Here is a 23,092-nt window from a genome sequence, read left to right on the forward strand (position 1 = left end):
TTCGTTTACGCCTCAGCTATCAGGCTTGCGGCTTGGGCGCATCCTGATCGCGCTGGGCGCTTTCGTCGACTGGCGTGACGATCACCTCAGTCTGCTCGGCTTGCTCGACCGGCTCGCTGGCTGGCTGGGCATCGACCGCGGTTTCGCTTTCCACGGCTGGAGCCGCTTCAACGACCGGTGCCGCTTCGACCACGGCAGGCGCTGCAGCGGCGGCCTTGGCAGCCTCCTCGGCTTCGCGAGCCAGGCGCTCTTCCTCGCGCTTGCGACGACGTACTTCACGCGGATCGTTCGGCGCGCGGCCATTGCTGCTGGCTGGTGCCGCTGGCGCAGGTTGCTCGGCTGGCGCGACAGTGATCTGCTCGACGACGGGCTCGGCTTCAACGATCGGGGTTGCTTCGACTGCAGGCGCTGCCTCGGTGACGACGGTGGTTTCGGCGACCGGCGCCTCGACCAGCGGTTTTTCGATGGCGGCTGCTTCAACGACAGCAGGCTCACTGACCGGCTCGGCGACAATGGCTGGCTGCTCGGTGACAGCTTCGAAAACCGGGGCCGGCTCGCGTGGCTGCTCGACTTCCGGCAGTGCTTCGACCACCACGTCGGCGCGCTCGGCGACCACTGGCGCCGGAGCGTCTTCTACGGCCGGTGCCGGTTGCTCGGCTTCGACTGCAGCGGGCGCCTGAGCCGGCTCGGCAGGGGCGGCCGGCTGGCTTTCGCTGGCGACGTTCTGCTCGGCGGGTTGCTCGGTTTCTGCGATCACGGCGGCCACGGTAGCGGCGGCTGCGATGCTGGCACCGGCGACCGGCTGCTCGGCGTTTTCTTCGCTGCCTTCGATCGGGTTGCCATCGGCATCGCGCTGACGCTCGCGACGGTTGCTGCGGCGACGCTGGCCACGGGAGCGGCGACGTGGGCGGTCACCACCTTCGTTGCCGTCCTGATCGTCGTCCTGCTGCTCTTCGCTGTTCAGCACTTCTTCTTCAGCGCTGTCGGCCTTGGCCTGCTCGGCGCGCGGTTGGCGCTCTTCACGCGGCTGGCGTGGCTGACGCGGCTCGCGTTGCGGGCGCTCGGCGCGAGCTTCTTCGCCTGCGACTGCGGCATTTTCGTTTTGCGGCTCGGCGTCCAGTGGAGCACGCAGTTCGCGTGGCTGACGATCTTCGCGTGGGCGACGCTCACGACGGTTTTCCTGGCCTTCACGTGGCGGACGGGACTGACGCACTTCCTGTGGCTCGCGAACTTCCACGTTCTCACGCGGCTGGCGATCTTCACGCGGGGCGCGCGGCTGACGCTCTTCACGAGGCGCGCGTTCTTCACGCGGTGCACGCTCTTCGCGGGCGGCACGATCTTCGCGCGGCTGACGCTCTTCGCGTGGCTTGCGATCATCGTCACGACGGTTGCCGCGGTTACGGTTCTGCTGACGGCCGTTGCGACGCTCGTCACCACGCGGCTGACGCTCGCCCGGCTTCTTCTCGACGACGGTTGGCTTCTGCTCTTCGGCGCCGGCGAACAGACCCACCAGGGACTTCACCAGGCCTTTGAACAGGCCACCGGCAGGCGCTGCAGCAGCAACCGGAGCGGCAACTGGTGCGGCTTCGCTGACCGGAGCTGGTGCGCTGCGTGGCGGCGCGGCCTTGATGGCAGCTTCCTGACGAACCAGGGTGCGGGTGGCGGCTGCCGGTTTTTCTTCTTCGGCTTCGACCGTGGCCATTTCGTAGCTGGTCTGGGCGCTCTGAGCTTCCGGGCTGTCGTCACGGATACGCTGCACTTCGAAGTGCGGGGTTTCCAGGTGATCGTTCGGCAGGATGACGATGCGCGCACGGGTACGCAGTTCGATCTTGGTGATCGAGTTGCGCTTCTCGTTGAGCAGGAACGCGGCGACCGGGATCGGCACCTGGGCGCGTACTTCGGCGGTGCGGTCTTTCAGGGCTTCTTCTTCGATCAGGCGCAGGATGGCCAGCGACAGCGATTCGACGTCGCGGATGATGCCTTGACCGTTGCAGCGCGGGCAGACGATGCCACTGCTTTCGCCCAGGGATGGGCGCAGGCGCTGACGGGACATTTCCAGCAGGCCGAAGCGCGAGATGCGGCCGACCTGTACGCGAGCGCGGTCGGCTTCCAGGGCTTCGCGAACCTTCTCTTCGACAGCGCGCTGGTTCTTGGCCGGGGTCATGTCGATGAAGTCGATGACGATTAGACCACCGATGTCACGCAGGCGCAGCTGGCGGGCGATCTCTTCGGCCGCTTCCAGGTTGGTCTGCAGGGCGGTTTCTTCGATGTCGCTGCCTTTGGTGGCGCGCGCCGAGTTGATGTCGATGGATACCAGGGCTTCGGTCGGGTCGATGTAGATCGAGCCGCCGGATGGCAGCTTCACTTCACGCTGGAAGGCGGTTTCGATCTGGCTTTCGATCTGGAAACGGTTGAACAGCGGCACGCTGTCTTCGTACAGCTTGATCTTGCTGGCGTACTGCGGCATCACCTGGCGAATGAAGGTCAGGGCTTCTTCCTGGGCTTCGACGCTATCGACCAGTACTTCGCCGATGTCCTGGCGCAGGTAGTCGCGGATGGCGCGGATGATGACGTTGCTTTCCTGGTAGATCAGGAATGGGGCAGGGCGGTCCTGGGACGCCTCCTTGATGGCGCTCCACAGTTGCAGCAGGTAATCGAGGTCCCACTGCATTTCTTCGCTGCTGCGGCCCAGGCCGGCGGTGCGCACGATCAGACCCATGTCACCCGGGATGTCGAGGCCGTTCAGCGCTTCGCGCAGTTCGTTGCGCTCTTCACCCTCGATGCGGCGGCTGATGCCACCTGCACGCGGGTTGTTGGGCATCAGAACCAGGTAACGACCGGCGAGGCTGATGAAGGTAGTCAGGGCTGCGCCCTTGTTGCCACGCTCTTCTTTCTCGACCTGAACGATGACTTCCTGGCCTTCCTTGAGCACGTCCTTGATGTTGACGCGGCCTTCGGGGGCTTTGGAGAAGTATTCGCGGGAGATTTCTTTGAGGGGGAGGAAGCCGTGACGCTCGGAGCCGAAGTCGACGAATGCCGCTTCGAGGCTGGGTTCTACGCGGGTGATGCGACCTTTGTAGATGTTGGATTTCTTCTGTACGCGGGCGCCGGACTCGATGTCCAGATCGTACAGGCGCTGGCCATCTACCAGCGCAACACGCAACTCTTCGGGTTGAGTTGCGTTAATCAGCATTCTTTTCATGTGGTACCAGTGGTTTCCGGTGCTGCCGGAAGCCGCGTTAGGCACACACGACGCTCAGGGTCGGTGTCAGGTGCGTCAGAAGCGGGCGTAAATCGCTTCAGTGTCTAGCGGCAGCAGCCAGTTTTGCTGGGCCGCGACGGACGTCTCCTGCTTGCTGTATGTGACAGAAAGCCCTCAGAACTCGCTTGTGATCGGCTAAGCATCGGCCTTGCTGCGTTGAAACCGGTCTGGAAAATCCGTTTACCACGTGGGTAAAGGTCGCTTCCTCGGCCGCCCCGAACGGGGGCTGTTACTAACGTAGCGTCTTGCGTGGCGCTAGCTCGCGAGACCCTAAACAGGTTCTCAGTCAGGAGGAGGAATCAAGGGTCGGTAGCGGACGATATGACGCGTCTTTAGATGAAGCTCTTTGCTACGCAGGCCGACCGTTGTGCATCTCCACCTTTACACGTATCGCTGAAAATCGGGTGCCGCTCACGAATATCCGCAGCGGGTTGGCATTACCGCGACCGTCCAGTTGGGCAGGTCACGCATCTGTGTCTCAGGCCTTGTTTCCGAGTTTCTCGAGCAGCCATGCTGGCCTTTCGCTCTCTGAGATGCCCGTCGGACGGCCTTATGTCCTGAAGTGGGTTGCTCGATTCGCGATGGCGGTTTGGCAACATCCGCGAATCAGGCCGCTTTTGACGGCATTCGCGACTATAGCAGCAATGATTAAGTGCTTCAAATCCATAAAAATTGTATGATCGCGGCCATGACGACACCTACTCCCCCAACCTCCGGCGTACAGCTGCTCGAGGTCGCGCCAGAGCTCGCCGGCCAGCGCATCGACAACTTCCTTCGCAACCAACTCAAGGGCGTTCCCAAGACCCTTATCTACCGCATCCTGCGCAAGGGTGAGGTACGGGTCAACAAGGGCCGGGTCAAGCCTGAATACAAGCTGCAGGCTGGTGACATCGTGCGCGTGCCGCCGCTGCGCCTGGCCGAGCGCGACGAACCTGAGCCGTTGGCCCAGGGCCTGTTGCAGCGTCTGGAAGCGGCCATCGTCTATGAAGACAAGGCGCTGATCGTGCTCAACAAGCCGGCCGGCATTGCCGTGCATGGCGGCAGCGGCCTCAATTACGGGGTGATCGAGGCGTTTCGCCAGTTGCGCCCGGATGCCAAGGATCTGGAACTGGTGCACCGCCTGGACCGCGATACCTCGGGCCTGCTGATGATCGCCAAGAAGCGCAGCATGCTGCGCCACCTGCACGAGCAACTACGCGGCGATGGCGTCGACAAGCGCTACATGGCGCTGGTGCGCGGCCACTGGGCAACCGCCAAAAAGCAGATCAACGCGCCGCTGCTCAAGAGCAACCTGCGCTCCGGCGAGCGCATGGTCGAGGTCAACCCGGAAGGCAAGGAAGCGCTGACCGTGTTTCGCGTGCTGCGCCGTTTCGGCGAGTTCGCCACCCTGGTCGAAGCCAAGCCGGTCACCGGCCGCACCCACCAGATTCGCGTGCATGCCCAGTATGGCGGGCATTGCATCGCCGGTGACAGCAAATACGGCGATGACGACTTTACCCGCGAGATTCGCGAACTGGGCGGCAAGCGCCTGTTCCTGCATGCCTACGAACTGAACATCCCGCTGCCCGAGGGTGGCGTGCTGAAGCTCGAGGCGCCGGTCGACGAGATGTGGGCACGCACCGTGGAGCGACTGAGTGCGTGACTACAAGCTGCTGATCTTCGACTGGGACGGCACCCTGGTCGATTCCATCGCCCGTATCGTCACCGCCATGCATCAGGCCGCCGATCTGTGCGGCCTGCCACGACGCAGCGATGAGGCGGTCAAGGGCATCATCGGCCTGGCGCTGCCGCAAGCGATCATCACCCTTTATCCGGAACTCGACGAAGCGGCGCACGTCGAACGCTTCCATGCCGCCTACAGCGAGTGCTACGTGGCGCTGGACCAGACGCCTTCGGCGTTCTTCGACGAAGTCGAGCAGAGCCTGGCGAGGTTCCGCGAGCAGGGCTATCGGCTGGCGGTCGCCACCGGCAAGAGTCGCCGTGGCCTGCAGCGGATTCTCGACACCCTGGGCTGGCAGAATTATTTCGATATCACCCGCTGCGCCGATGAGACGGCCAGCAAACCGGACCCGCGGATGTTGCACGAGATTCTGCAGCATTGCGGGGTGAGCGCCGAGCAGGCACTGATGGTCGGCGATTCGTCGTTTGATCTGGAAATGGCTCAGCGCGCGGGCATGGATTCGGTGGCGGTGGGCTACGGCGCACAGACGCTGGAAGCGCTGAGCCGTTATGAGCCGAAATTGTCGATCAACCATTTCACGCAATTGAGTACCTGGCTGAGCTGCACGGTAGCCGAGACCCGAACCGAGGAGAGTGAGCATGTGGGGTGAGAGAAAGACGTCGTCGGTCTCCGAGAGCGACCCGAAGAGCTGGAAGCTCCTCGAAAAGACCTTGCTGGCCAGCGTCCATGAGCAGCGCCGCTCGCGCCGCTGGGGCATCTTCTTCAAGCTGCTGACCTTCATCTACCTGTTCGGCGCCCTGGCGCTATTCTCGCCCCTGATCAGCAATCAGGGCAGCGGCAGCAGTTCGCCCCATACCGCGGTCATCGAAGTGCGCGGGATGATCGCCGACAAGGAAGCGGCCAGCGCCGACAACATCGTCGGCAGCCTGCGCGCCGCCTTCAAGGACCCGAACACCAAGGGCGTTATCCTGCGCATCAACAGCCCGGGCGGCAGCCCGGTGCAGTCGGGTTACGTGTACGACGAGATTCGCCGTCTGCGTGGCGAGAACCCGAACATCAAGGTCTACGCGGTGATCTCCGACCTCGGTGCGTCCGGCGCCTATTACATCGCCAGCGCCGCCGACCAGATCTACGCCGACAAGGCCAGCCTGGTGGGTTCCATCGGCGTCACGGCAGCCAGTTTCGGCTTCGTCGACACCATGGAGAAGCTTGGCGTCGAGCGCCGTGTGTACACCTCGGGTGAGCACAAGGCATTCCTCGACCCGTTCCAGCCGCAGAAGGACGAGGAAACCCGTTTCTGGAAGACGGTGCTGGACACCACCCACAAGCAGTTCATCGACAGCGTGAAGAAGGGCCGGGGCGATCGCCTCAAGGATGCCGAGCATCCCGAACTGTTCTCCGGCCTGATCTGGTCTGGCGAACAGGCCCTGAGCCTCGGCCTGATCGACGGGCTGGGCAGCACCAGCTACGTGGCCCGCGAAGTGATCGGCCAGGAAGAAATGGTCGACTTCACCGTGCAGGAAAGCCCCCTGGATCGCTTCACCAAGAAGCTCGGTGCCAGCGTGGCAGAGCATCTGGCCTTGTGGATGGGCTTCCAGGGCCCAACGCTGCGTTGATGGTGGCGTTGTAAATAGAGAGCCCCGGCCAGGTGCCGGGGCTTTTTATTGGTTTCGAATCCATCCCCCCTCTATAGGGTGTCAGGCGTTGCTGATGCTCTTGGCGTTGTTTTGCTGCTCGACCAGGGCGCGAATGCGCGGTAGCAGGTCCTGGCCGTATTCCACGGCGTCGCGCAGTTGCTCGAAGCCGCGGAACAGGAAGGTGGTCACGCCGATGTTGTAGTACTCCAGCGCGGCCTCGGCGACCTGCTCCGCTGTGCCAACCAGCGAGGTGGAATTGCCGGCACCGCCGCTAAGGGCGGCGATCTCGGTCCACAGGCGTTTGTCATGCACCTTGCGCTGGCTCGCCAGCTCCACCAGGCGCGAGGAGCCGGCGTTGCTGGTGCCGAAGTTCTTGTCGCGCCGTTTGCCCTGGCGCAGATGGATCAGTTCGCGCGCGTCAAGCAGGGTGCGCTCGGCGCGGGCCCAAGCTTCTTCCTCCGTGGCGCCGAGGATTGGCCGTAGCGACAGGCTGAAGCGGATGTGCTTATCGCGCCCGTATTTGGCGGCGGCCTTGCGCACCTTGGCGATGCGCTCGCGAACCTGCTCCAGCGGTTCGCCCCACATCATGTACACGTCGGCGTGTTTGGCGGCGACCTCCACGGCAGCGTCGGATGCGCCGGAGAAGTAGATAGGTACGTGTGGTTTCTGGACCGGCTTGACCAGCGTCAGGTTGTCTTCGATGCGGTAGTGCTCGCCCTGATGATCGAAGGGCTCGATGTTCGTCCAGGTCTTGCGGAAGATGTCCAGGTACTCCTCGGTACGCGCATATCGCGCGTCCTTGTCGAGGTAGTCGCCGTCGCGTTGCAGGTCGCCGCTGTCACCGCCGGTGATCACGTTGATCGCGGCGCGGCCCCGGCTGAGGTGATCGAGAGTGGCGAACTGCCTGGCGGCGAAGGTAGGCGCCTGAAAGCCCGGGCGGTGGGCGACTAGCAGGCCCAGCTTGTCGGTCACTGCGGCCACGTAGCTGGCCAGGATCATCGAGTCCGGTGCGCTGGTGTTGACGGCCAGCAGGGCTTTGTCGAAACCGCCATATTCCTGGGCCTGGGCGAAGGCCTTGATGAAGTCGATATCCACCACCGGGCCACGTGGCGCCTGGGATTCGCTGGCTTCCTGGGGGCCGATCAGGCCGATGAATTCGAGGCTCATGGTTGCTCCTTTCGATTGACGTGGTCTGCTACCGGCCCGCCTGGCGAGCTCGGCGGCGGGGATGCTCAGGCCACTCGGCCTTCCAGGCGGCGCACCGTGTTGCGGTTGGCGGGTACGGCTAGGCCAAAGTTGTCGCGCAGCGTTTGGCCTGCATATTCACGGCGCAGCAGGCCGCGCTCCTGCAGCAGTGGCACTACCAGCTCGGTGAAATACTGCAGGCCGTCGGGCAGCAGCGAGTTGACGATGAAGCCGTCGGCGGCGCCGTCCTCGAACCAGTCCTGCAGGGCGTTGGCGACCGCTTGCGGGGTGCCGACGAAATCGCGGCGCGGGCGCGAGAACTGCAACGCCACCTCGCGCAGGGTCAGGTGCTCGTCGCGGGCGCGCTGCTTGATCTGTTCCGACGTGCCCTTGTGGCTGTTGCTGCCCAGGTCGCCAAGGTCAGGGAAGGGCGCATCCAGTTCGTGACGACTGAAGTCGTAGTCGTTGAATGGGCGGCCAAGGGCGCCGATGGCGTCCTCGATGCTGACCAGCTCGACGGCCTGCTGGTAGCGACTCTCCACTTCCTCGGCATCGCGGCCGATGATCGGGCGAATGCCCGGCAGGATGAACAGCTCGTCCGGGTTGCGGCCGGCCTTGGCCGCGCGTTGCTTGAGATCGGCGTAGTAGGCGCGGGCCTCGCTGAAGGATTCCGGGCTGACGAAGATCGCATCGGCATTCTGGGCAGCGAAATTGCGGCCGTCCTCGGAGGTGCCGGCCTGGAAGATCAGCGGCTGGCCCTGGCGCGAGCGCTGGATGTTGAGCGGCCCTTTGACCTTGAAGAACTCGCCCTGGTGATCGAGGGTGTGCAGCTTGCTCGGGTCGAAGAATTCGCCGCTCTGTTTGTCGCGGGTAAAGGCGTCGTCCTCCCAGGAGTCCCACAGGCCCTTGACCACGTTCACATGCTCGCGGGCGATGCGGTAGCGGGTGGCGTGGGGCGGGTGCTCGGCCTTGCCGAAGTTGTCGGCGGTACCGGAGAGCCACGAGGTGACCACGTTCCAGCCGGCGCGCCCGCCGCTTATGTGATCGAGCGAGGCGAACTGACGGGCGACCTGGAACGGCTCGCTATAGCTCACCGTCACGGTGGCCACCAGGCCAATGTTTTCGGTCACAGCGGCCAGCGCTGAGAGAATGGTCAGCGGCTCGAAGCGGTTGAGGTAGTGCGGGCTGGATTTGGCATGGATGTGCAGGCTGTCGGCGATGAACGCGAAGTCGAACTTGGCGCCTTCGGCCAGTTTGGCCTGCTGTTTGTAGAAGCCGAAATTCACACTGGCATCGGCCAGTGCATCCGGGTGGCGCCATTCGCCCCAGCCGTGGCCGACCCCGTGAATCATGGCGCCGAGTTTGATCTGTCGTTTGCTCATGGACGTTGCTCCTGTCGGATTACTGGGGCTGCACCTGGGCGAGCGCTTTTGCGGGTTGCTCGGCGCGAGCGGCGTTGAAGCTGGGGTCAAAGCCCTTGGAAACGTCCACGGCGCGGCTCAGGACGCCTTCTTCCAAGTAAATGTCCGAAACCTGCTGCAGGCCGGCGATGACCTCATCGGTGATTTCCGCGCGCGAATGGACGGTGGCCTTGACCGATTCCAGGTGCACCTCGACCGGCAGGCCGGTCACCCGCGCCTGGGCCTCTGCGTACGCCTGGTGGTGATCGTTGGCCCATAGGAAGGCGCGTTCGACACGTTTGACGAAGTCTTCGAGCTGCACGCGTTTGTCGTCGACGGCAGTCTGCGTGGCCGCCAGGTAGAAATGGTTGGTCAGCAGGTCGTCACTGCTGCGCAGAATGCGTGCGCCGTTCTGGGTGATGGCGATGGTGGTGTATGGATCCCAGGTCGACCAGGCATCGGCGGCGCCGCTTTCCAGGGCACTGCGGGCATCGGTGGGCAGCAGATTGACGAAGGTCACGTCAGAGGTTTTCAAGCCGGCTTCGCGCAGCGCGCGGATCACCAGGAAGTGGCCGATGGAACCGCGGTTGGTGACGATGCGTTGGCCCTTGAGGTCGGCCACGGTCTTCAGAGGCGAATCCTTCGGCACCAGGATCGACGTGGTGTAGCGACCATCGCGCTTGATGATTTCCACTACCTTGAGCGGCGCGCCGGCGCCCAAGGCGAACACATAGGGCGCATCGCCCAGGCCGCCGATGTCCACCGCGCCGGCGTTCAGCGCCTCGCCCAAGGGGGCGGCGGCCGGGAACTCGGAGAAGTCGATTTCGTACGGCACGTCGTCGAGCTCGCCGGCAGCCTCCAGCAGCAGCTTGATGCTGGATTTCTGGTTGGCGACACGTAGCGGCTCGAGGTCCGTGGCGCTGGCGTAGCCGCCGAGCAGCAGGCTGCTGCCCAGCAGAGTGGTGAGGAGGGTACGGATCAGCATGGGTGAGCTCCGGTCAGGCCGCCAGCGCGGCCAGATTGGTCAGGTAAAAGTGCGCGTGAGCGATGCCGCGTTGTGGAGTGCACGGATTGCGCCACGGGGAATCTGCGGGAATGAAGGCGGGGTCAGGCATGGGCGTAGCGCTCCTGGCATGGGTCGGGGGACGGCCTCCGCCAGGAAAGGGGTCGGTCTGCAATCGACCTTATAGAGCTAAGAAAGGGCTGTGAAAGTCTTTGTGGTTCTAAGCTAATTATGTAATTTCATTATCTAATTTGTTTTTAAATATCAGTAATGGGTATTTAATGCGGACATCCCTAGAGTGTTCGAGAGTTCTCCCATGAGCAGCAAGAGGCAGATAAAACTGGGCGCGGTGCCGATGGGTGTCGGCGGGCCAGGGCGCCATAATCTATGGCACGACCCCGAAGTGCCGGCCGATGCCAGCGTCAGTGTCGAGTGGTTCATCGACCTGGCGCAGCAGGCCGAAGCTGCGCTGTTCGACCTGATATTCATTGTCGACAGCCAGTTCATCACCCCCGATTCGCCGCCCCATTACCTCAATCGACTGGAGCCCCTGACGTTGCTCTCAGCCCTGGCGGTGACCACCCGCCATATCGGCCTGGTCGGCACCCTGACCACCTCCTACAACGAGCCCTTCAACGTGGCGCGACGGCTGGCGTCGCTGGATCTGATCAGCAAGGGACGGGCGGGATGGAACGTGGTGACCAGTGGCGATGCCGGCACCGCGGGCAACTACGGGCGCGACGAGCATTACGACTACGACACCCGCTATGGGCGTGCGCTGGAGCATGTCGAAGTGGTGCAGAAGCTGTGGCGCTCCTACGAGGACGATGCCCTGGTGCGCAACCGCGAGACTGGGCAATTCCTCGACCGCAGCAAGCTGCATGCGCTGCATCACAAGGGCGAGCACTTCTCGGTGGTCGGCCCGCTGAACATCCAGCGCTCGCCGCAAGGGCAGCCGGTGATTTTCCAGGCGGGCGACTCGCCCCAGGGGCGCGACCTGGGCGCCAGCGTGGCCGACGTGGTGTTCACCCATGCACCGAGCGTGGAGAAGGGCCAGGCCTTCTACCGCGATATCAAGGCGCGCGCCCAACACCTGGGGCGTAACGCCGATGACATCATCATCCTGCCCGGCGCACAGATCTACATCGGTGACACCGACGCCGAGGCGCGTGAGATCGAGCGGCACTATCATGCCGTTGACCACAGCTTCGAGCAGGCCCTGGCTGAATATGGGCGCAGTTTCGGCTGGCACGACTTCCGCCAGTACGACCTCGACGCGCCGTTCCCGGTCGAGGCGCTTGAACATGCTCGCAGCAGTTTCTATACCGCCGCCAAGGCAGCCACCGACCAGGCCGTCGCCAATGGCTGGACGCTGCGCCAGGCGGTGGCGGCCGGCCTGCAGCTAAGGCCCAGTGCCTTCGTCGGGTCGGCCGAAACGGTCGCCAACGAGATGGTTCGCTGGTTCGAGGCGAGGGCACTAGATGGCTTCAACCTCTACATCGGCCACCCGGAGCAATTCCGGCGCTTCACCCGGGAGGTCGTACCGATCCTGCAGGAGCGTGGCGTGTATCGTCGCGCCTATGAGGGCAGCACATTGCGTGAGAGTTTGGGGTTGGAAATTCCGCGCAATCGTCGATAACGCTCTCCCGGATGAGGCCGGCGAATCTGTATCGCCGGCCTCATGCTCGCAGGGCAAAAAGAGCCTTGGCTATGCCGAGCGCTCTTAAGCTGCCAAGCCTGACGAATGACGCCCCGGTATGGCCGTGATCAGTTCCCGGGTGTAGTCGCTGGCTGGCTGCTCGAATACCTGGCCAACCGGGCCCTGTTCGACGATCTGGCCGTTGCGCAGCACCAACACCTGGTCGGCTATATTGGCCACCACGGCCAGGTCGTGGGAGACCAGCACGTAGGCGATACCGAGTTCGCGCTGCAGTTCGAGCAGCAGGTCGAGAATCTGCGCCTGCACCGAAACGTCCAGCGCTGAAACCGGCTCGTCGAGCAGCAGCAGATCCGGCTTGAGGGCCAGGGCACGTGCGATGGCGACGCGCTGGCGCTGGCCGCCGGACAGCTCGCGGGGCAGGCGATCCAGGTAACTGAGGGGGAGGTGCACGCGACTGATCAGCTCCCGCGCGGCCTGTTCCAGTGCCGGTCCCTTGAGCAGCCCGAATGACACCAGCGGTTCGACGATGCTGTCGAAGATGGTGAAGCGTGGATCGAGGGCGGCGAACGGATTCTGCTGCACCAGCTGGATACGCTGGCGCAGTGGGCGGAATTCGCGCCAGCTGAGATCGGTCACGTCGCGTTGCTCGAACTGCACGCGACCCTGGTTGGGTTTTTCCAGGCCGAGGGCGATGCGCAGGGCGGTGCTTTTGCCCGAACCGGATTCACCGACGATGGCCAGCGTCTGCCCGGGATAGACGTCGAAGCTGAGGTTCTGCAGGGCGATGAAGGTGCTGCTCTCGCCCTTGACCCGTGGCAGGTCGAAGGTCTTGCCGACGCCCTGCAGGCTCAGGATCGGCGTCTGGGCGGTGTGCTGGGGCGAGCGCGGTTTGCTCCGATTGGCGAACGCCGGTGCGGCCGCCAGCAGCGCGCGGGTGTAGTCGTGCTGCGGCGCATCGAGGATCTGCCGGGGCGGGCCCTGTTCGACCAACTCGCCGTGTTTCATCACCAGGATGCGATCGGCACGGTCGGTGGCCACGCCCAGATCATGGGTGATGATCAACAGGGAAATGCCCCGTTCGGCGACCAGGCGTTGCAGGTGGTCGAGAATCTTGCGCTGCACCGTCACATCCAGGGCGCTGGTCGGCTCGTCGGCGATGATCAGCCGCGGGTTGCCGGCCAGGGCGATGGCGATCAGCACGCGCTGGCGCATGCCGCCGGACAGCTCGTGGGGATACTGGCGGGCACGCAGCAGCGGCTTGTCCAGGCCGACATGTTCCAGCAGCTCGATCACGTCGGCATCGATGTCGGGGTAGCGGCGGCCGTGGGCGAGAATCAGCGCTTCGCCGATCTGCTGGCCGATACGCAACGTCGGGTTCAGGCTGACCATCGGATCCTGGGGCACCAGGCCGATGGTGCGCCCGCGCAGCGCGCGTTTCTGCTTTTCGCTGGCGCCGCTCAACTCGACACCGTCGACCCGTAACTGGCCGTGGGGCTGGGCGTTGTCGGGCAGCAGGCCAAGAATGGCGTTGGCCAGGGTCGACTTGCCAGAGCCAGATTCACCGACGATGGCCACCGTTTCGCCCTGGCTGATCTGGACCGAGACGCCCCGGACGGCCTCGGTGATCTGCCCGGCGAAGCGGTAGTTGACGCAGAGCTGGCGGATGTCGATCAAGGGGCTGCTCATCGCGGGTTTTCCTCCAGGGTACGGGCGATATGGTTGAGGCTGAACACCACGGCGACCACGAACAAACCTGGCAGCAGTGACACCCACGGCGCGGTGATCAGGAAGTGCCGGCCGTTGGCGATCAGCGTGCCCCATTCGGCAGCCGGTGGCGCCGCGCCGAAACCGAGAAACGACAGGCCGGCGGTGGCCAGAATCGCCGCGCCGAAATCCAGGGTGGCGAGCACCGCCACCGGGCCCCAGGCATTGGGCAGAATGTGCCGAAGCAGGGTGCGGCCCCAGCTGGCGCCGCCCAGGCGGGCCGCTTCCACGTAGGGCAAAGTTTTCACGCGCAGCACTTCGGCGCGGGTGGTGCGGGCGAAGCCGGGAATGATGCCGACGCCTACGGCGATGGCCACCGGGAGGGTGCCAAAGCCGATGGCGGTGACGATGGCCAGGGCCAACAGCAGGCCGGGCAAGGCCAACAGTACGTCGACGAAGCGCATGATCACGGCATCGGTACGCCCACCGGCGAACCCGGACAGCACACCCAGGCCGAGCCCGCCGACCAGGGCGATGCCCACGGCCAGCAGTGCGGCCTGCACCGACAGGCTGGAGCCGTAGACCACGCGGGTGTAGAGGTCGCGGCCCAATTCGTCGGTGCCGAACCAGTGCACTAGATTCGGTGCGGTGAGCTTGTCCGCAGGCGACGTGGCGTAGGGATCGAAACTGCTCAGCAGCCCCGGCAGCAGAGCCGCGACAAGGGCGAACAGCACGATCAGCAGGGCCAGGCTGAAGCCGGGACGGCGCAACAGCGGCAGCAATGCGGTGGCCGCGCGCTGCAGGCGGCTGCGGCGCCGCCAGCCCAGCGACACCGTTGCAGGCGAGTGGGACAGCGAGGCGATGCGGCTTTCGGTGTTCATGGTCAGGACACCTTTGGCGTGTGGGCGATGCGTGGATCGAGGTAGGGGTAGAGCAGATCGACGACCAGGTTGACCAGCACGAAGGCGGCCGCAGACACCGCGACGATGGCCAGTACCACGGGAATGTCCTGGCGCAGCACCGCTTCCTGGGCGAGGCGGCCGACGCCGTTGCGGGCAAAGATGGTTTCCACCAGCACCGCGCCGGACACCGTATTGCCCACCTGCAGGCCGATCAGCGTGAGTATCGGCAGCGCGGCGTTCTTGAAACCGTGGCGCGCCTGCACCTGCCAGCGGCTGAGGCCCTTGGCGTAGGCCGTGGCGATATAGGGTTCCTGCCACACGCCCTGGAAACCGCGCTGCAGCACCTGGGCGTATACCGCGGCGCTGGGAATCGCCAGGGTCACGGCCGGCAGGATCAGGCTGTCGAAGCCGCGGCTGCCGGTGGCCGGAAACCAGCCAAGGCTGAAGGCGAATACCTGGATCAGCAACAGGCCCATCCAGAACACCGGCACCGAAAAGCCCAGGGACGGCAGACGGGCCAGCGCCACCTTCAGCGGTTGCCAGCGCACGTAAGCGGTCAGGTAGGCCAGGCCGATGCCGCCGATCATCGACAGCACGATAGCCAGGCCTGCCAGTGACAACGTCTGCGGCAGACGCTCGACGAGCAGCTGGTTTACCGGGCGGTTGAGCGACAGCGATTGCCCGAAGTCACCCTGCACGGCGTTCCACAGCAAGCTGAAGTACTGCTCGAAGATGCCCTTGTCGAGGCCGTAGTAAGCCTGCGCTCTGGCCAGGTCCTCGGGTGACAGCGAATCGACTTCCATGCCCGCGGCGCTGAGCATGATCGCCAGGGTGTCGCCCGGCAGCAGATAGAGGATGAAGTAGGTGATGCTGTAGGCGCCCCAGAGCACCAGCAGCGCCTGGCCGACGCGGCCGATCAGGTAGCGGCTCATGGTTCATCCACCTCGATATCGCTGAGCAGGGCGAAGCCTTCGGCTGTCCACTGGAAGTTCTTCACCCGTGGCGATGTGGCGGCCTGCCAGACGCGTTCATAGATCGGCAAGGCCGAGCCTTCGTCGATCAGCAGGTCCTGCAGATCGCCATACGCCTTGGCACGTTGCGCCGAGTCGGTAGCGGTGATGCCCGCGTCGAACAGGCCCTTGGCGCGCTCCAGGGTGCCTTCCTCATAGAGGTTGGTGGCGAGGGTCGAACTGTTGGCGGTGCGCGGATCGAGAATGGTCTGCAGGATGATCGGGTCGGCGCGGGTCATGTAGGTTGAAGTCAGGTCATAGTTGCCCTGGGCGTTGGCCGTGACCCATTCGGCGCGGGTCACCACGGCGAGCTTCAGCTCGATGCCGAGCTTGCGCAGTTGATCCTGCACAAGCACGTCGCCGGCGGTTTCCGCACCCTGGATGTTGTAGCTCAGGCTCAGGCGCTTGCCGTCCTTGCTGCGATAACCATCGGCGCCCTTGCTCCAGCCCGCTTCGTCGAGCAGCCTCTCGGCGCCCTGCGGGTCATAGGCCAGCTTGGCGCTCTGGTCCTTGAAGAATGGCGTGGTCACGTCATAGACACTGCGCACCACCGGAAACTCGGCGTTGTACACGGTGCTGGCGTAGGTCTTGCGGTCGATGCCTTTCTGCAGCGCCAGGCGCACGCGCTTGTCTTCCAGCACGCGGCCGTTGCGGGTGTTGGGGAACAGATTCAGCGACGGCCCCGGCAGCGCCCGGCTCTGGATGGTCGCGCCTTTCGACTGGAACAGTTTCAGGTCCACTTCCGAGAACGGATTGCGCGGCCACAGGATGTCGGCCTCGCCCTGCAGGAACAGGCCATTGCGCACGCTTTCCTCGGGGATGTAGCTGATCTCCACGGCATCGAGATGGGCTTCACCCCTGTTACTGACGTTGGCCGACGGCCAGGCGTAACCGCTGCGTTTGACCAGCTTGGCGCCGACTTCCGGGGTGTAGTGTTCGAGCACGAACGGGCCACTGCCGATGATCTTGCCCAGCGATCGCTCCTTTGGCGTCAGTGCGTAGGACGCTGGTGCGAGAATCGCCAGGTTGGTGGTCGAGGTGGCCTGCAGAAAACCGGCGTTCGGTCGCGACAGCACCAGTTTGACGGTGAAGTCGTCGACCACTTCGGCGTGATCGAAACCGGCCAGGTAGGTGGCGCCAAAGGTCGCCGGCAGTTCGCTGGCCAAGGCCTTGTTGCTGTCGAACGCGGTCTTCACGGCCTTGGCGTCGAAGCGTTCGCCATTGCTGAAGGTGATGTCATCGCGCAGCTGGAAGGTGTAGGTCAGGGCGTCGTCGCTGATCGTCCAGCTTTTCGCCAGCCAGGGAATGATCTCGCCGCTGTGGGGATCTTGATCGGTCAGGCTTTCGGCGACATTGCGCAGCAAAACGCGGTGCTCCAGCCAATAGACCTGGAAGGGGTCGACGCTGACCAGCGTGGTGTTGTCGCCAAAGAAGGCGATGTTCAGGGTTTTGCTGGTGGCTTGCTGGTCTGAGGGCGAGCAGCCGATCAGCGCGGCGGCGAGGGCGCAGGAGGCCAGCAGGTGGAGCGCGGAGTAGGTTTTTTTCATCTCTTTGTCCCGACTTTTCTAATGAGGTGCATGCAAGGCTGGGGGCTTACGGCTGCGTCCGCGGTGGGGCGCTGCTTTACATAGGCGTACGAAGCCTCGACGCGCTGGCTTTCAAAGGTGCGGTTCGTGGCTTTGGTGGGAGCGACAAGGCGGTGGTAGATCGCTCGAGGTATTGCGGGGTCTGTCCGGTAAGCTGTCCGGTTAGACGATCAGTGCGGGCGGCACATTCGCTCGTCGTTGTCGGCTGGCGGCACGCCCGGCCAGCCGATCAATGTGCTGATACGGTCGCCATGCAGGTTGTCGAGCAGGCGGCTGACGAGACGGCAGAGAACGCGTTTCATGACTGGCTTCCTGCCTCAGATGGCGATGGCGCTGAGCGGATAGCCCGGCGTGATGAATGGGTTGTGATCCCGCGCGAGGCTCTCTGGGTCGTCCTTTTCCACGCCGAGCAAAGCCAGCAGGCGCGTGCGGATGGCGTTGAAACCAGCTTGGCCGTTGTCCCTCGGGCGAGCGAGGTCAACCTGCACTGCTTCGGCGATGCGCCCGTGCTGCAGCACGATGATGCGGTCGGCGAGCAGGATCGCTTCGTCGACATCATGGGTGACCAGCAGCACCGCCGGCGTGTGCTTGTGCCAGAGATCGATGATCAGCCGGTGCATGCGGATACGGGTCAGCGCATCGAGGGCGGCGAAAGGTTCGTCGAGCAGCAGCAGTTTTGGTTCGCGCACCAGGCTGCGGGCCAGGGCCACGCGCTGGGATTCGCCGCCGGACAGGGTGGCGGGAAAGGCCTCCAGGCGATGGGCCAGACCGACCTCGGTAAGCGCCTGCACGGCGCGCTCCCTGGGATTGGCTACGCGCAGGCCGAGGGTGACGTTCTTCCAGGCGCGTTTCCAGGGCATCAGCCGTGGTTCCTGGAACACCGCGGCGCGGGCTTGTGGGGCGCTCAGTTCGCCGCCCTCGATGGGGTCGAGGCCGGCCAGGGAGCGCAGAAGCGTGGTCTTGCCGGAACCACTGGCGCCGAGCAGGGCGACGAACTCGCCGGGGGCTATATCGAGGTCCAGTTCATTGATCACCCGATTGTCGCCGAACTGACGCACCACGCCGCGCAGGCTGACGGCCGGCGAGAAGTCGATTTTGCTGTGCGCATTCATGCATCAGGTCCTTATGAACGAGGGGCGCCAGGCCAGGGCCAGGCGCTCCAGGGTGCGGATCAGGCCATCGATGAGCAGACCTAGCAGGCTGTAGATCAGCAGGCAGATGACGATCACGTCGGTGCGCATGAAATCCCGCGCATCGCTGGCCAGGAAGCCGATGCCGGCGGTGGTGTTGATTTGCTCGACGAACACCAGCGCCAGCCAGGAAATGCCCAGGGAATAGCGCAGACCGACGAAGAACGAGGGCAGGGCGCCGGGCAGGATCACATGCCAGATCAGCTCGCGACGGTTGAGGCCCAGGGTGTTGGCCGCCTCCACCAGTTTCGGGTCGATGTTGCGGATGCCGGCGAACAGGTTGAGGTAGATCGGAAAGGTGGTGCCCATGACGATCAGCGCCACCTTGGTGAACTCGCCGATGCCGAACCACAGGATGAACAGCGGCACCAGGGCCAGGGACGGAATGGTACGCAGCATCTGCATGGGCGAGTCGAGGGCGATCTCGCCGCGTTTCGACAGGCCGGTGATCAACGCGGCGCTGACGCCAATGGCCACGCCGATGCTCAAGCCGGTGACGGCGCGTTGCAGCGATACCAGCAAATGGCGCAGCAGCTCGCCACTGCGGATCAGCTCCCACAGCGTGGTGCTGATTTCGCTCGGCGCGGCGATCACCCGGGTAGGAATCAGCCCGGCCCGCGAGGCGATTTCCCACAGCAGCAGGATGGCCAGGGGGCTGAGCAGACGCAGGACGAAATCCGGTGCCGTCCATTCGCGTCGGCGGGCGGACGGTGTCGCGCGGCTTACGGTGATGGTGCTGGTGTCGCTCATCTGCATCTCCCGTCGCTCAGTGCTTGTAGCTCTGGCCCGAGGCGCGCTCGAGCTGGCGAATCAGGGCGTCCCAGTGCAGTTTGATGCCCGGGCCCTTGCCGTCGGAAAAGCGCGCCGACTGCTGGTGTACCTTCTCGATGGCGTCGGCCGGCGCGTGCAACAGGTCGGCATTACCGCCGGCCTGGGCCGCAATCTGGATGTTGCAGGCTCGCTCCAGTCCATGCAGCTCGCGAAACGCGTGCTCGACGCTGATGCCGCCGGTGAGCAGCCCGTGGTTGCGCAGGATGAAGATGTTGCTGTCGCCTAGGTCGGCGATCAGGCGTTCCTGCTCGTCGAGATCCAGCGCCACGCCTTCGTAGTCGTGGTACTTCACCCGGCTGTAGTAGCCCAGCGCGTGTTGCGAGAGCGGCAGCAGGCCGTTGCGCTGGGCGGAGACCGCGGCGCCGTCGCGGGTGTGGGTGTGCAGCACTGCCTGCAGGTCAGGCCGTGCACGGTGGATGGCGCTGTGGATCACGTAGCCGGCCTGGTTTATGCCCAGGTTCAGCGGGTCGTCGATGAGGGTGCCGTCGACGTCGACCTTCACCAGGTTGGAAGCGGTGATTTCGTCGAACAGCAGGCCGAAGGCATTGATCAGGAAGTGCTCGTCCGGCCCCGGAACACGGGCGGAAAAGTGCGTGTAGATATGATCCGTCCAGCGAAACAGCGCGGCCAGCTGGTAGGCGGCTGCGAGCTTGACGCGTACCTCCCACTCTTCAGGGCTGACGCGCTCCCTAACCGACGGGGTGCTGTGCAGGGTGGCAAGTGAACTCATGGCAAACTCCTGGCCGTGGTGGGCAATCGGGTGGTGGTGTGTGCAGGCGGCACAGGTTTGGGCGGGCGTTCGGGACGGCTCATTGCTGCCCCTCGCGGAAATGGGCAAAGGCGGCGCGGCCGGCGGCGTTCAAGGCGACGTCGTCCTGCGGGGTATGGATGCGGCTGCACAGCACGTCGCGTAGGTGTCGCTCCAGCGGGTTCTTGCGTGACAGCCCCGGGTTGCCAGCGGCCTCGATGGCCAGCTCCACGGCACGGATCGCGTTGCTGCTGACCAATTGCTTGATCTGCCCGGCGTGACTGGCGTCGACCCTGCTGGCGGCTGCCGAGTCAAGCAACGTGCGATTGGCGAACAGCAGCGTATCGATGCGCCCCACGACTTCCTGGAAGCGCGGCAGGCTGGACAGCGGTGCGCCTAGATTCGACGGTTTGCGCCCTTCGAGAAAACCCACCAGCCAGTCTCGCGCCGCCTGGGCCACGCCGTCGTAGACCGCCGGCAGCAGCACCGACATCCACAGCAGGCTTTCGCTATCCAGCTCCGGCTTGGGCGCGCTCCACGGGCTGACACTGACGGCGTGGTCGAGGGGAATCAGCACCTCTTCGAAACGCACTTCGTGACTGCAGGTGGCTCGCATGCCCAGGTGATCCCAGTCGTCGATGATCTGGATGCCGGGGGTGTCGCGGTGTACCAGGTAGCCGCCAACCAGCGGATCGGCGTCGTCGCTGCGTGCCCATACCAGGTACCAGGTCAAGCCGTGGCTGCCGGTCGAATAGATCTTGCGGCCGCTCAGGCGCCAGCCTTCAGGCGTGCGCCGGGCTATGGTCGCCGGCAGGCCGCCACGTGCCGGCGTGCCGAGCTCAGGCTCAACGCGAAAGGCATTGATCAGGGCGCCGTTTTCCACCGCATCAATACCGACATGACGACGCACATGCTCGGGCCAGTTGAGGTTTTGCTGCAGGCGAAAATGCTGCAGGTACTGCATCACCAGAATCAATGCGGTGGAAGGCTCACCCTTGGCTACCGCACTGACTACCTGTCGCGCCGTGGCCAGCCCGGCGCCGCTGCCGCCCAGACTTTTAGACACCGTCAAGGCCAGCAACCCGTGGCGCTGCAACAGTGCGAAGTTCTCCGCTGGAAACTCGCCACTGCGGTCGAAACGCTCGGCGCTGGCGGCCAGGGTCCGGGTTATTTCAGCCAGCAGGCGGGCGAAGCGGGGCGCGTCTCGTTCAGGAGATTGACGTGGAGCGGGGAAGGCGAGGGTATCGGCAGAGTGCGTCATGGGTCTCTCATCACTGGCGCAGATGGCAGGCAATGCCTATCTGGTTTCTGAGCGCCCCAGGGTGATGAGGTGGCCTGAGTGAGACCGTATTCTTATAACTTAACGCTGTAAAAGTCTTTTTGGTTCTAAGCTAATTATCAGCTTTGCTGAGTTATATGTTTGATGGTTATGCGTTAATTGAATTTTATTTATCGCCAGGGCACGCTGCTTCTGCGATGGCCAAGTGATGGGTATGGCGCTGCTCAGGCCGCTCGAGCGCCTACAGGCCCTGGCCTCAGGTCGAGCGCAGGCGCTCTGCTGCGACATCACTGAACAGGTTCACGGCATCCTGCAGGTTGCCCAGATACTGCGGGTGCAGCAGCCAGAGGTCGATCATCGGCTTGAAGTCGCCCACGCTGATCACGTCCAGTTCGTCACGATGGCCGCTGCGCTCCAGCAGTGGCGCCGGCACCAGGCCGAAGCCCATGCCGCTGGCGACCAGCCCCAGTTGCAGTTCGGTGCCGAAGGTTTCCAGGTTGATCTGAAGTGATAAACCCTGTTCGGACAGTGCGCGCTGCAGGCCGGCGCGGAACCCGCAGCCATCCGGGTTGAGCACCCAGCCCTGCTGGTAGCAGTCCTTGAGCTTGCAGCTGCGCTTGCGAACGGCGCCCTTTGCAGCGACCACCAGCAGCGGCATGCGGCCGATGGAACGGCTGGCGATACCTTCGGGGAAGATCTTGCCGGCCGGAAAGAGCGCTGCGGCGGCGTCCAGTTCGCCGTTTTCCATGCGTGCGATCAGGCTGCTACCCCAGCCGTTGACCACCTGGGTCTTGAGTTCCGGAAAGGTTTCGCGAATCTGCTGCAGGGCATCGAGCAGCACCACATCGCTGATGGTCTGCGGCACGCCGAGGCGTAGCGAGCCACTGGGCGAGCCATCGCTGGCCACCAGTTCACGCAGCGAATCGATCTCGCGCAGGATTGCCTTGCACTGCTCGTAGACGCGCAGACCCATGGGCGTCGGCTTGAGCGGTTTGGTGTTGCGGTCGAGCAGGTTGGCGCCCAGGTCTTCCTCGAAGTTCTGTACGCGCCGGGTGATGGCTGGCTGGGTCAGTTGCAGCGCATCGGCCGCCAGCTTGGTCGATTGACAGCGGATCACCGCAACGAATGCATCCATGTCATCGATCTTCATCTTTGCGCTCACATATTAAGAGTTGGAAAAAATACGCTTATAGAATAACTCGCTGGATCGAGCCAGAACACGGATCGATTTGGGAATGTGACCGACAAAGTGGTGGCGGTTTGCTGAAGCACGGAATCGCCAGCCAGCTTTTGCGCGGCGGCCTCGAAAGAAGCGCATAGGCTGGCAGCGCGGGGCATCTACCGCGGTCATTGGATAACGTGATGGGCGAGAGCAAGAGGCTTGGCGAAAGCCTCCTGTTGCAGCTTTCGGCCTCTCGAAACCTGTTCAAGATCTTCGCGCATGAGGCATCAACCACAAGGCAGAAGCGGTCGGTAAGCAGAGTTTATTTTGTAGGAGATTCTATGGTTTAGGGCAATGCCTTTATGTCCTTCTGCTGATGTACTCGCCTTGAGTTTTCATCAAGGCGAATGCGACTCTGGCGAGCTTTCTAGCCAGGATGACCAAGACCTGAGTGGTTGCTTTGCCTTTGCTGCGGTAATACTCGTATAGCTCTTTCCAGGCCGCAGATTTGCTGGCGGCCATAGCGGCGTTATGCAGCAGTCTGCGCACTTCCGAACACCCTCGTTTGGTCAAACGGCGACGCCCAGACTTTTGGCCTGAATCTGCGACTTTCAGATCCATGCCCAAAAACGCGATGTATGCATCACTGCTTCTGAATTCGCCACGGATGAACGCAGTGACTAAAGCGACAGCGGTCAGAAAACCAATGCCTTCGACTTTCTGGCATCGAACTACCTGCTCTGTCAGTCCGGCCTCTCTCACCACCGTTTTCAATTGCTTCTGGATCAGAAGATCAAGAGACTCGAACTGCTTGATGAAACTGTTGAATGCTTCTTTGAGAAACACCTCGTT

At 63.7% G+C, this 23,092-nt stretch carries 19 protein-coding genes; 4 read left to right on the forward strand and 15 right to left on the reverse strand.

The genetic code is table 11. The features are described from left to right. Positions 1–19 precede the first annotated feature (19 nt). Complete coding sequence (rne, locus tag FB481_RS05145; RefSeq protein WP_147175265.1) at positions 20–3,202, reverse strand: ribonuclease E; 3,183 nt, start codon at positions 3,200–3,202, stop codon at positions 20–22. 748 nt (positions 3,203–3,950) lie between these two features. Between rne and rluC the strand changes: the two genes are divergently transcribed. From rluC to sppA, 3 genes are read left to right on the forward strand one after another with little or no spacing between them, the layout of a single operon-like run. Next, positions 3,951–4,904: a 23S rRNA pseudouridine(955/2504/2580) synthase RluC gene (gene rluC, locus FB481_RS05150; protein WP_093502514.1), complete on the forward strand. Its 954-nt coding sequence runs from the start codon at positions 3,951–3,953 to the stop codon at positions 4,902–4,904. Beyond that, a complete protein-coding gene (locus tag FB481_RS05155; RefSeq protein ID WP_147175266.1) occupies positions 4,897–5,592 on the forward strand; it encodes an HAD-IA family hydrolase in 696 nt (231 codons plus the stop codon). The genes rluC and FB481_RS05155 overlap by 8 nt, the downstream gene beginning before the upstream one ends. Beyond that, complete coding sequence (gene sppA / locus FB481_RS05160) at positions 5,582–6,559, forward strand: signal peptide peptidase SppA (protein WP_093501747.1); 978 nt, start codon at positions 5,582–5,584, stop codon at positions 6,557–6,559. Before FB481_RS05155 ends, sppA begins: the two co-directional genes overlap by 11 nt. A gap of 81 nt (positions 6,560–6,640) precedes the next feature. On the opposite strand, the gene FB481_RS05165 is transcribed toward sppA, so the two are convergent. The 3 genes from FB481_RS05165 to FB481_RS05175 form a co-directional block, all read right to left on the reverse strand. After that, entirely contained in the window at positions 6,641–7,747 is a 1,107-nt protein-coding gene (locus tag FB481_RS05165) for an LLM class flavin-dependent oxidoreductase (RefSeq protein ID WP_093501745.1), read from the reverse strand. A 65-nt stretch (positions 7,748–7,812) separates the two neighbouring features. Further along, entirely contained in the window at positions 7,813–9,147 is a 1,335-nt protein-coding gene (locus FB481_RS05170) for an LLM class flavin-dependent oxidoreductase (RefSeq protein WP_093501743.1), read from the reverse strand. Positions 9,148–9,166: 19 nt separating this feature from the next. Then, positions 9,167–10,150 carry an ABC transporter substrate-binding protein gene (locus tag FB481_RS05175; protein WP_093501741.1) on the reverse strand — a complete coding sequence of 328 codons (984 nt, stop codon included), beginning with the start codon at positions 10,148–10,150 and terminating at the stop codon, positions 9,167–9,169. Between the two features lie 334 nt (positions 10,151–10,484). On the opposite strand from FB481_RS05175, the gene FB481_RS05180 reads away from it, so the two are divergent. Continuing rightward, a complete protein-coding gene (locus FB481_RS05180) occupies positions 10,485–11,807 on the forward strand; it encodes an LLM class flavin-dependent oxidoreductase (RefSeq protein ID WP_147175267.1) in 1,323 nt (440 codons plus the stop codon). Positions 11,808–11,891: 84 nt separating this feature from the next. On the opposite strand, the gene FB481_RS05185 is transcribed toward FB481_RS05180, so the two are convergent. From FB481_RS05185 to FB481_RS05230, 11 genes are all read right to left on the reverse strand, one after another. Next, a complete protein-coding gene (locus FB481_RS05185) occupies positions 11,892–13,514 on the reverse strand; it encodes an ABC transporter ATP-binding protein (RefSeq protein WP_147175268.1) in 1,623 nt (540 codons plus the stop codon). After that, positions 13,511–14,413, reverse strand: coding sequence for an ABC transporter permease (locus FB481_RS05190; protein ID WP_178109836.1), 903 nt, complete (start codon positions 14,411–14,413; stop codon positions 13,511–13,513). Before FB481_RS05190 ends, FB481_RS05185 begins: the two co-directional genes overlap by 4 nt. A gap of 2 nt (positions 14,414–14,415) precedes the next feature. Further along, the gene (locus FB481_RS05195; protein ID WP_093501736.1) at positions 14,416–15,366 is read right to left on the reverse strand and encodes an ABC transporter permease; all 951 of its coding nucleotides are present in this window, start codon (positions 15,364–15,366) and stop codon (positions 14,416–14,418) included. Continuing rightward, a complete protein-coding gene (locus FB481_RS05200; RefSeq protein WP_147175269.1) occupies positions 15,363–16,991 on the reverse strand; it encodes an ABC transporter substrate-binding protein in 1,629 nt (542 codons plus the stop codon). Before FB481_RS05200 ends, FB481_RS05195 begins: the two co-directional genes overlap by 4 nt. 209 nt (positions 16,992–17,200) lie before the next feature. Further along, positions 17,201–17,332, reverse strand: coding sequence for a hypothetical protein (locus FB481_RS23330; protein ID WP_256662706.1), 132 nt, complete (start codon positions 17,330–17,332; stop codon positions 17,201–17,203). 15 nt (positions 17,333–17,347) lie between these two features. Then, the gene (locus FB481_RS05205; protein WP_147175270.1) at positions 17,348–18,142 is read right to left on the reverse strand and encodes an ABC transporter ATP-binding protein; all 795 of its coding nucleotides are present in this window, start codon (positions 18,140–18,142) and stop codon (positions 17,348–17,350) included. A gap of 3 nt (positions 18,143–18,145) precedes the next feature. Next, entirely contained in the window at positions 18,146–18,970 is an 825-nt protein-coding gene (locus FB481_RS05210; protein WP_372239535.1) for an ABC transporter permease, read from the reverse strand. A gap of 16 nt (positions 18,971–18,986) precedes the next feature. Beyond that, positions 18,987–19,781, reverse strand: coding sequence for a class II aldolase/adducin family protein (locus tag FB481_RS05215; RefSeq protein ID WP_147175272.1), 795 nt, complete (start codon positions 19,779–19,781; stop codon positions 18,987–18,989). A gap of 79 nt (positions 19,782–19,860) precedes the next feature. Next, the gene (locus FB481_RS05220) at positions 19,861–21,060 is read right to left on the reverse strand and encodes an acyl-CoA dehydrogenase family protein (protein ID WP_147175273.1); all 1,200 of its coding nucleotides are present in this window, start codon (positions 21,058–21,060) and stop codon (positions 19,861–19,863) included. A 274-nt stretch (positions 21,061–21,334) separates the two neighbouring features. Continuing rightward, positions 21,335–22,228: a LysR family transcriptional regulator gene (locus FB481_RS05225; RefSeq protein WP_147175274.1), complete on the reverse strand. Its 894-nt coding sequence runs from the start codon at positions 22,226–22,228 to the stop codon at positions 21,335–21,337. Positions 22,229–22,600: 372 nt separating this feature from the next. After that, the coding region (locus FB481_RS05230) for a transposase (protein ID WP_147175275.1) at positions 22,601–23,092 on the reverse strand (492 nt) is incomplete at its 5' end.

Source organism: Pseudomonas sp. AG1028 (genome assembly GCF_007993955.1).
Taxonomy (GTDB): Bacteria; Pseudomonadota; Gammaproteobacteria; order Pseudomonadales; family Pseudomonadaceae; genus Aquipseudomonas; species Aquipseudomonas straminea.